Here is an 8,934-nt window from a genome sequence, read left to right on the forward strand (position 1 = left end):
CAACGGCGCGGGCAAGACCACGCTGCTGGAGACGCTGCTCGGGCTTCGCGAGCCGCAGGCCGGCGAGGTGCGGCTGTTCGGCCAGCCCGCGCTGCTGCCCGACGACGCGCTGCGCGCCCGGCTGGGCTACGTGCCGCAGCAGGCCGCGCTGTTCGAGGACTTCCAGGCCGGGGACCTGCTGCGCTATTTCCGCAGCTTCTATCCGCGCTGGAACGACGCGAAGGTGGACGGCCTGATGTCGCGCTGGGACATCCCGCGCGACCGGCGCGTGGGCCAGCTGTCGCAGGGGCAGCAGCAGCGGCTGTCCATCATCCGCGCGCTCGCGCATGAGCCCGACCTGCTGGTGCTGGACGAGCCCGTCGCGAGCCTCGATCCCGTCGGTCGGCGCGACTTCCTGCGCGAGCTGGTCGACCAGGTGCTCGACCGCGGCACCACGGTGCTGTTCTCGACGCACATCCTCTCCGACCTCGAGCGCGTCGCCTTCAACATCGCCTTCCTCAGCCGCGGTCGCATCGCGCTGCAGGCGCCGCAGGACGTACTGGCCGACGAGGTCCGGCTGCTGGCCGGTCCGGTGGGACGGCTGCAGGCGGCGGTCGACGCCCATGGCGGCCAAGTGCTGAGCCGGCGCGACCTGGGCGAGCAGCCGCGCTGGCTGGTGCGATTCGCCGAGGGGAACGCCCCCGCGCCCGATGCCGTGCTGCGCTGCGAGGCGCTCAACCTCGAGGACCTGTTCCTGGAGCTGACGCAATGAGCGCCGCGCTGCCGCTGCCCGGCCTGGGCGGCCATGCCGCGGTGCTGCGGGCGATGGGGCGCAAGGTCGGGCGCGTCTGGTGGCTGCTCCTGCCGGTGCTGGGTGCGACCGCGCTGGCGACGATGAGCAACCAGCCGCTGGCCGTCGCCGGGACCTTCTGCGTGACGCTGGCCATCGCGCTGCACCTGGCCTGGTGGGCGGCGGCGAATGCACTGCTGGGCCTGAACGATCCGCTGTCGGCGCACCTGATGCCGGGTCAGTTGCGGCGGCTGCGCGAGTCGGCGCTGGGCGTGTTCCTCGGCGTGGCCGCGGCCTGCGGCGGACTGCTGGGCCTGGTCTTCGACCATGGGCTGGCGTTCACGATGGGCGCCGCGGCGTTGATGCTGTCCTTCGCCATCTGCCTGCGCTGGCCGGTGATGTGGCTGGTGATCTGGGTATTGCCGTGGATCGCGTTGCCGCCGCTGCGCGAGCTGCCGTTGGCGCTGCAGGTGATGGACATCGCGCGCGAGTGGCATGCGCGCCAGCCCTTCACCCAGACCGGCGCGGTGCTGCTGTTGCTGGGCGCGGGCCTGTGGCATCTGTTCCAGGCCGGCGGCGCCGCGCATGCCCAATCCTGGGCTCAGCGCCAGCGCGTCCAGCACCTGATGACGATGCAGGGCAGCGCGGTGCCGGCGACCACGGTCTGGTCGCGCGGACCGCTGGCCTGGCTCGGCCGTTGCTTCCAATGGGCGCATCCGCTGTGGCGGGAACACCTGCTGCGCACGGCGCGGCCGACCACGGCGAGCGTGACCGCGCGCGCCGAATTCGTCGCCTTGCGCGGGCTGCACTGGTCGGCCACGGCCTCGACGACGCTGCTGCTTTTCGTCGTCTTCCTGATCGCCGAAGTGGCGCTGCTGGTCTTCCTGCCGGACCGCGCCGGGCGGGTGATCAGGGCAGCCCTGCCCGGCCTGTCGATCGGCCTGATGAGCGCGATGATCGGTCCGTTCTTCGGGCTGGACGCGACGCTGCACCAGACGCGCCGCGAGCAGGCGCTGCTGTCGCTGGTGCCCGGCATGCCGCGTGGCATCGAGATGAACCGCGTGATCGGGCTGCGGCTGTTGCGGCATCACCTGGTGCTGTGGGGCACCGGCGTGGCGATGATGATGGCGCTGCAGGCGCTGGCGCCCGGGCATGACGACGGCTGGGGCAGCCCGCTGCTCGGCCTGAACTTCGCCGCGGTGGCGCTGCCGGGCACCCTGCTGGTCTGGCGCGACTGGTCACGCCAGGGCTTTCCCAAGGGCGCGCGGGCGGCGGTGCTGACGATGCTGATGGTCGCGCTGGTGGGCCTCAGCATCGCGGCGACCCATCGCTGGCACATCCCGGCCTTGTGGCAGGTGGCCGCGTCGGTCCTGGTGACCGTCGCGCTGGGCGCCTGGCGCTGGCGCGCGCTGCAACGGATGGCGCCCTTCTGGCCGGTCGGCCGTCACGCGGGCGAGTGAGGCCCAGGCCTCAGATCGGCAGCTCGGTGTAGTAGCGGCCGCCGTGGAAGATCAGCGGCTGCGCCAGGTCGGCGCGGCTGCAGGCCTCGACCTCGCCGACGAAGATGACGTGGTCGCCTTCCTCGTACTGGCTGCGGTTGGCGCATTCGAAGACCGCGGCGCAGCCCTCGAGCACGGGCGCGCCGCCGCAGCCTCGCGGAAGGCCACGCCGGCGAAGCGGTCGATGTCGCGCGTGGCGAAGCGCTGCGCGAGCGCCTTCTGGTCCGCGGCCAGGATGTTGATCGCGTAATGCGAGCCACGGCTGAAGACCGGCATCGAGCCCGCGCGGCGGGCCAGGCTCCACAGCACCAGCGGCGGCGACAGCGAGACCGAGTTGAAGGAGTTGGCCGTCAGGCCACCAGCGTCCCGTCCTCCGCCCGCGCGGTCACGATCGTGACGCCGGTGGCGAACATGCCCAGCGCGGCGCGGAACTGCTGCGGGTCGAGCGGCGAGGTGGCACAGGCCGGGGACGGCGTGATCAAGGGCGGCTGGGACATGATGGGGGGCATTGTCGCCTCCCTAGAATGCCGCCATGGTTGACGCTGACTTCCTCCCCGATGCCGACCCGCAGCTGCCGGGTGCTCCCGCCGGATTCGGCCATTGCGATTGCCGCCGCTGCGGCGTGGACCGCGCGCCCGCGCACCCCGCCCGCCGCCTGTTCACCGGACTGCTCGCCGCCGGTGGCGTGTCGGCGCTGACGCCGGCCTGGGCGCAGGAGGGCGTGGACGTCGGCAAGCAGAGCCGCTTCACCAAGCTGGTCTCGGCCGAGCAGGTCGAGGCCGCCGCGCAGCAGCAGTACGCGCAGATGATGCGGCAGGCGCAGGCGCAGAAGGCGCTCGCGCCGGCCAATCATCCGCAGGTGCTGCGCCTGCGCGCGATCGCGCAGCGCATCATCCCGTTCGCCGCGACCTGGAACCCGCGCGCGCAGCAGTGGCGCTGGGAGGTCAACCTCATCGGCAGCCGCGAGCTCAACGCGTTCTGCATGCCGGGCGGAAAGATCGCCTTCTACTTCGGCATCCTGCAGCAGCTGCAGCTCAGCGACGACGAGGTCGCGATGATCATGGGCCACGAGATGGCGCACGCGCTGCGCGAGCATGCCCGCGAGCGCATGGGCAAGAACATGGCCACCAACGGCGCGATCGAGATCGGCGCGGCGCTGCTGGGCCTGGGCAACATGGGCCGCGGCATCGCCAACATCGGCGGCCAGCTGCTGTCGCTGACCTTCAGTCGTGAGGACGAGAGCGAGGCCGACCTGGTCGGCATGGAGCTGGCCGCGCGCGCCGGTTACAACCCCCAGGCCGGCGTGACGCTGTGGCAGAAGATGGGACAGGCGAGCAAGGGCGCGCCGCCCCAGTTCCTCTCCACGCACCCGGCCGGCCCGACCCGCATCCGCGACATCGAGCGCACACTGCCGCGCGTGCAGGGGCTGTATGCCCGCGCGCCCAAGCCCGAGCAGCGCTTCCAGCCGCCCGCACCGGCGAAATCCTGACCCTCGGCGCGCCGTCGCGGCGCGCGCAAAGCCCGATGCCATCGGCCCTCTCCCGAATCAGGGGGCGGCACGGTGATTGCCGGGCCGGCGAATGAGGTCCACACTGGCGCCTCGTCCACCGGGGGGCGTTCATGCCGCGTCAAGAGCCGTCGCACGGATCGGGTGCATCCGCCGCACCTGAAGATGGCGCCGCGCATGTCGGCGCGGCGCTCGACTACGTCACCGACGCGGTGATCCTGCTGCGGCACGACTGGACCATCGAGTTCGTCAACGTCGCCTTCGAGCGCGCCACCGGCCGGCAGCGGGAAGCCCTGATCGGCCGCAACTACTGGCAGTCGCTGCCCGGCGTCATGGGCGCGCGCTTCGACGTCGAGGCGCGCGCCGCGATGCAGTCGCGCACGGCCCATCTCTACGAGGAATTCAATGCGCGCCTGAGCAAGTGGTTCGAGTGCCGCGCGTTTCCCTGCGAGCTCGGGCTGGTGGTGCTGTTCATCGACATCACGATGCGCAAGGCCGACGAGCTGACGCGGGTGGACCTGGAGGAGAAGCTGGTGCGCATCCAGCGCATGGAGTCGCTGGGCACGCTGGCGGGTGGCGTGGCGCATGACTTCAATAACATCCTGGCGGCGATCCTCGGCCATGCCGGAATGATGCTGGACGAGCTGCCGGCCAACTCGCCGCTGCGCGGCCACATGCAGCAGATCAAGCGCGCCGGCGACCGCGCGCGGGACATCGTGCAGCGCATCCTCGCCTACGCCCGGGGCAGCGGCCAGGAACTGGCCAAGCATCGCCTGCGCCCGCTGGTGGAGGACAGCATCGGCCTGCTGCGGTCGACCTTGCCGGCCACGGTGCGGCTGACGGTCGACCTGCATGGCGACGACTGCGTGGCGACGGTGGATCCGGCGGAGGTGCAGCAGGTGGTGCTGAACCTGTGCACCAACGCGTGGCAGGCGATGCCGGGCGGGCACGGGCATCTGCATGTGGGACTGCGCGCGGTTCACTTCGACGCGCCGCGTGCCTTTGCCATCGGCCGCGTCGCGCCGACGCGTTATGCGGCGCTGAGCGTGCGCGACGACGGCCACGGCATGAGCGAGGACGTCACGAAGCGGCTGTTCGAGCCCTTCTTCACCACCAAGCCGCGGGGGCAGGGCACCGGCCTGGGCCTGCACATCGTGCACGGCATCGTGCATGCGCATGGCGGGGCCATCGATGTGCAATCGGCGCCGGGGCGGGGCACGCAGTTCTGCGTCTACCTGCCGGTGGTCGGTGACGAGGCGGCGCCGCTCGACACCGCGGCGCTCAGCCGCGTGGCCGATCCGGGCGAAGGCGAGCATGTCGTCTACGTGGACGACGACCCGATCGTGCTGCTGATGGTGGAGGCGCTGCTCAAGAAGGCGGGCTACGACATCCGGACCTACGCGTCGCCCGACGACTGCCTGAAGGACGTCGAGCAGGGACGAACGCCGATGCAGTTGCTGATCACCGACTTCAACATGCCGGGCATGAACGGCCTGGAGCTGGCCGCGGCCGTGCGCGCGACGCTGCCGTGGGTGCCGGTGATCATCACCACCGGCTACATCGGCGAAGAGCTGACCGACGCGGCCGACCGCATGGGCGGCGTGGCGGTGCTGCAGAAGGAGCGCAGCTTCGAGGAGCTCGTCGAACTGGCCGCGCTGGCGCTGCGCGGCTTCCCCGAATCGCGTTTCCTGGACACCGGCCTGTCGCCGCTGTGAGCGCGGGGGCGGTGGGCTGCGCCGCGCCGTTCAGCCCCAGCGGCCGCCGACGAACGGGTTGGTGCGTCGTTCCTCGCCGAAGCTGCTTTCGGGGCCGTGACCGGGGATGAAGACGGTGTCGTCGCCCATCGGCCAGAGGCGCTCGGTGATGGAGCGGATCAGCGTGTCGTGGTCGCCGCCGGGGAAGTCGGTGCGGCCGATGCTGCCGGCGAAAAGCACGTCGCCGACGAAGCAGCGCCGCGCGGACGCCGAGTGGAACACGACATGGCCGGGCGTGTGGCCGGGGCAGTGCCGCACGGTCAGCGTTTCCTGGCCGATCTGGACGGTGTCGCCGTCCTCGAGCCAGCGGGTCGGCGTGAACATCTCGGCCGGCGGGAAGCCGAACATCGCGGACTGCTGCGGCAGTGCGGTGATCCAGAACTGGTCACCCTTGTGCGGGCCGATGATGGGCAGGCCGCGCAGGCGGGCGAGCTTGCCGGTGCCGCCGGCGTGGTCGATGTGGGCGTGCGTCAGCCAGATGGCCTTCAGCGTCAGGCCGAGCCGGTCGACCTCGGCGAGCAGCCGAGGCACCTCGCCGCCCGGATCGATGACGGCGGCCTCATGGGTGAGGTCGCACCAGACGAGGGAGGCGTTCTGGAGGAACGGGGTGACGGGGACGGTGTGGTGGCGCAGGGGCATGGGGTCGCGGCAGGGGTGGCCGCGCGGAGGCGGCGTCGACGGCAATGTATCGGACTCGCGACCCGCCCGCGCGCCAAGGCAATGCCGCGACGCGGCGACCCGCGGCGTATCCGTGATTCCGCCCCGTCCTCAGCGACCCAGATAGAAGTCCATCGGAATCAGCTCGACCGCCCATCCGCCTTCCTCGCCCAGCGTGGCGGCCGGGTGCATGGACGCGATGCGCAGCGCTTCCTCCGGGCTGTCCGCCTCGATGATGAACAGGCCGCCGACCATTTCCTTGGCCTCGGTGTAGGGCCCGTCGGTGACCTGCGTCTTGCCGCCGCGCGGGCGCAGCGTCTTCCATCCTTCCAGGTCGCCCAGCGAGGCGGAGACCAGCACCTTGCCGGTGGCGCGCATCTTCTCGTCCAGCGCCGGGCACTGGCTGACCAGGGCCTTGACGTCTTCGGGCGCCATCGCGGCGAAGGCTTCGGGGGTGTAGTAGGCGAGGCCGAGGTATTTCATGGGCAGTCCTTGAGAGGGGTGATGCAGGGACGACGAACCGGCGCATCCGAATTCGACATCTTGCCGAAATTGACGTCGCTCCCCGTCCGCTGCAGACTGGCGACCTTCATCCACCCACCCCGACAGGAGAAGACCATGGAACAAGCAGATCGTGTCGACCTTCTCGTGTCCGGCTGCCTGAGCGCCCCGCGCTCCTGACTTCGCGCTCAACGCGGGTCCATTGATCGTCGCGCCAGTCGCGGCCGGCTTCCCACTCAGCTCACGCCATGCGCCATCGCGCGTGGTCGGGTTCGCGCCTGCGCGAACGAAGCCAAATTCAATGGACTCCCATGATCGACATCGACTTCGAGACGCTGCAAGCGCTCGGTCTCACCCCCTTGATCGCCTCCCGCGCCGCGCAGCTCGGCGCCCATGAACCGAATTCGCGCCTGGCGCGAGTGATCGAATCCCAACGTGACTGCTTCACGCTGCACGACGGCCACGGCGAGCGGCTCGCGCGTGCGCTGCCCCGGCTGGTGCAGCAGCTGCAGGTCAGCGCGCAAGCGCTGACGATCGGCGACTGGGTCAGCATGCAGGTGGACATCCACGGCCAGGCCTGGATCACCGATCGCGTCGACCCCGTCACGCAGATCGCGCGGCGCGCGAATGACGGGCGTCGCCAGCCGCTGGCGAGCAACGTCGACACGGCGCTGCTCGTGATGGGACTGGACGCCGACTTCAACGCGCGCCGGATGGAACGCTACATCGCCATGGTGACGGCCTGCGAGGTCACGCCGGTCGTCGTGCTGACCAAGCGCGACCTCGCGCCCGACGCGCCGGAGCGCATCGCGGAGATGCGCAGCCGCCTGCCGCTGACCGTTCCGGTACTGCCGGTCAACGGCCTCTCGCCGGCGACCTGCGCCGAGCTCGATCCCTGGATGCAGGCCGGACAGACGCTGGTGGTGCTCGGTTCCTCGGGCGTCGGCAAGTCGACCTTGATCAACACGCTGGCTGGCGCCGCCCAGGACACGGGCGGCGTGCGCAAGGGCGACGGCCGCGGACGGCACACGACGACGGCCCGTTCGCTGCATCGCACTGCGCTAGGCGCCTGCATCATCGACACGCCGGGGCTGCGCACCTTCCGGCCCGATGCGGACGCGCGCACGCTGGCGTCGTCCTTCGACGACATCCAGTCGCTCGCGCAGCATTGCCGCTTCCGGGATTGCCACCATGAAGGCGAGCCCGGGTGCGCCGTGGCGGCGCAGGTCGACCCCGACCGGCTCGACAACTACAAGAAGCTGATGCGCGACGCGCAGCGCGGCGAGATGACGGCGCTGGAGCGCATCGCGCTGCGAGGCAAGTGGAAGGCGATCGGCAAGGCGGGCAGCCAGCGGGCGCGTGACAAGCGGTCGTGAGCGGCCATCACTTCACGATCACCTTGCCGACCATGCCGGCCTCGAAATGCCCCGGCTGCAGGCAAGCGAACTGGAACTCGCCGGGCTGGGTGAACTGCCAGACGATGTCGCCGGTCTGGCTCGGTTTGACATGCGCCATGTTGGCGTCGTCATGTTCCATCTTGGGAAACCGCTTCATCAGCGCGGCGTGCTGGGCGATGGAGTCCGTGGTGCCCAGCACCATCTCGTGCAGCACCTGGCCGCTGTTGTGGACGACGAACCGGATCGTCTCTCCCTTCCTGACCGTCACGTCGGACGGCGTGAACCGCATGTTGTCGGCCATGTCGACCTGGATGGTTCGAACCACCTGCCCCGGTCGGCCCTCCTGGCCGAAGGCGGTCGCCTCGACCTTCCCGTCGTCATGGCGGCGGGGCTTGGCGGGGTCCTCGTCGCCATGGGCGACCACGGCGACCGAGACGAGGGACAGCACGGCGAAGGCACAGGCGTGCAGCGTTTTCATGGGGACTCCTTGGGTGACCGGCATGGCCACGGGTTGCGAACGTCGAGGGGGTCGGCATCGGGCCCGGAGCCCGCGACTCGAGGAGTCTGGACCTTGCCCCAGTGGGAAGGTCAAGCGGCTTGGGCCGTTCCCTGGCGGCGCCGACGCGGCCGAAGCAGACGTTTTTGCCGCATCACGGAGGTTCGCCACGCGGGTCGTCGCCACGCTGGCGAGGGGCGGGCGGGGCGCGCCGAAGGCACCGCGTCGTTGTCGGGCGGGGAACGGCACTTGCCCGCAGCAGGGCTCTTCCCGGGAGCAGGCATGTTGCTGGTATCAAGGTCGAGCGCGATGGCGAGGTCCAAGTGGCTGCGCTGTTGATGCGACTGCGGTCGC

Annotated in this window: 9 protein-coding genes and 1 pseudogene; 5 read left to right on the top strand and 5 right to left on the bottom strand. The window is 70.7% G+C overall.

Features of this window, described 5'->3' with window-relative positions; all coding sequences use genetic code 11:
• Together FUT87_RS09365 and FUT87_RS09370 are read left to right on the top strand one after the other, a co-directional pair.
• Positions 1 to 751: ATP-binding cassette domain-containing protein (locus tag FUT87_RS09365; RefSeq protein WP_147240859.1), on the top strand; the 751-nt coding region annotated here is incomplete at its 5' end.
• Positions 748 to 2,229 (top strand): hypothetical protein, encoded by a 1,482-nt coding sequence (locus FUT87_RS09370; protein ID WP_147240860.1) that lies wholly within the window; start codon positions 748 to 750, stop codon positions 2,227 to 2,229. The genes FUT87_RS09365 and FUT87_RS09370, both read left to right, overlap by 4 nt.
• A gap of 10 nt (positions 2,230 to 2,239) precedes the next feature.
• Here FUT87_RS09370 and FUT87_RS31645 read toward each other — a convergent pair.
• Positions 2,240 to 2,577, bottom strand: a pseudogene (locus FUT87_RS31645) (flavin reductase family protein).
• Between the two features lie 41 nt (positions 2,578 to 2,618).
• The gene (locus FUT87_RS31650; RefSeq protein WP_404935379.1) at positions 2,619 to 2,777 is read right to left on the bottom strand and encodes a hypothetical protein; all 159 of its coding nucleotides are present in this window, start codon (positions 2,775 to 2,777) and stop codon (positions 2,619 to 2,621) included.
• 23 nt (positions 2,778 to 2,800) lie between these two features.
• On the opposite strand from FUT87_RS31650, the gene FUT87_RS09380 reads away from it, so the two are divergent.
• Positions 2,801 to 3,757, top strand: coding sequence for a M48 family metallopeptidase (locus FUT87_RS09380; RefSeq protein ID WP_091730570.1), 957 nt, complete (start codon positions 2,801 to 2,803; stop codon positions 3,755 to 3,757).
• 131 nt (positions 3,758 to 3,888) lie between these two features.
• Positions 3,889 to 5,490, top strand: coding sequence for an ATP-binding protein (locus FUT87_RS09385; protein ID WP_147240861.1), 1,602 nt, complete (start codon positions 3,889 to 3,891; stop codon positions 5,488 to 5,490).
• A gap of 30 nt (positions 5,491 to 5,520) precedes the next feature.
• On the opposite strand, the gene FUT87_RS09390 is transcribed toward FUT87_RS09385, so the two are convergent.
• Both FUT87_RS09390 and FUT87_RS09395 read right to left on the bottom strand, forming a co-directional pair.
• On the bottom strand, positions 5,521 to 6,168 hold the full coding sequence (locus FUT87_RS09390; RefSeq protein ID WP_147240862.1) for an MBL fold metallo-hydrolase: 648 nt from the start codon (positions 6,166 to 6,168) through the stop codon (positions 5,521 to 5,523).
• 129 nt (positions 6,169 to 6,297) lie between these two features.
• Positions 6,298 to 6,669, bottom strand: a complete 372-nt coding sequence (locus tag FUT87_RS09395; RefSeq protein WP_147240863.1) for a YciI family protein — start codon at positions 6,667 to 6,669, stop codon at positions 6,298 to 6,300.
• A 329-nt stretch (positions 6,670 to 6,998) separates the two neighbouring features.
• Between FUT87_RS09395 and rsgA the strand changes: the two genes are divergently transcribed.
• Positions 6,999 to 8,063: a ribosome small subunit-dependent GTPase A gene (rsgA, locus tag FUT87_RS09400; protein WP_147240864.1), complete on the top strand. Its 1,065-nt coding sequence runs from the start codon at positions 6,999 to 7,001 to the stop codon at positions 8,061 to 8,063.
• 7 nt (positions 8,064 to 8,070) lie between these two features.
• On the opposite strand, the gene FUT87_RS09405 is transcribed toward rsgA, so the two are convergent.
• Complete coding sequence (locus tag FUT87_RS09405; protein ID WP_255511744.1) at positions 8,071 to 8,586, bottom strand: plastocyanin/azurin family copper-binding protein; 516 nt, start codon at positions 8,584 to 8,586, stop codon at positions 8,071 to 8,073.
• Positions 8,587 to 8,934 lie beyond the last annotated feature (348 nt).

Source organism: Mitsuaria sp. TWR114 (assembly GCF_007997345.1).

Coding starts and splice junctions, on each gene's coding strand:
- FUT87_RS31650 (WP_404935379.1), bottom strand. CDS start 2,777: ATGCCCCCCATCATGTCCCAGCCGCCCTTGATCACGCCGTCCCCGGCC.
- FUT87_RS09405 (WP_255511744.1), bottom strand. CDS start 8,586: ATGCCGGTCACCCAAGGAGTCCCCATGAAAACGCTGCACGCCTGTGCC.
- FUT87_RS09385 (WP_147240861.1), top strand. CDS start 3,889: ATGCCGCGTCAAGAGCCGTCGCACGGATCGGGTGCATCCGCCGCACCT.
- rsgA (WP_147240864.1), top strand. CDS start 6,999: ATGATCGACATCGACTTCGAGACGCTGCAAGCGCTCGGTCTCACCCCC.
- FUT87_RS09380 (WP_091730570.1), top strand. CDS start 2,801: ATGGTTGACGCTGACTTCCTCCCCGATGCCGACCCGCAGCTGCCGGGT.
- FUT87_RS09370 (WP_147240860.1), top strand. CDS start 748: ATGAGCGCCGCGCTGCCGCTGCCCGGCCTGGGCGGCCATGCCGCGGTG.
- FUT87_RS09390 (WP_147240862.1), bottom strand. CDS start 6,168: ATGCCCCTGCGCCACCACACCGTCCCCGTCACCCCGTTCCTCCAGAAC.
- FUT87_RS09395 (WP_147240863.1), bottom strand. CDS start 6,669: ATGAAATACCTCGGCCTCGCCTACTACACCCCCGAAGCCTTCGCCGCG.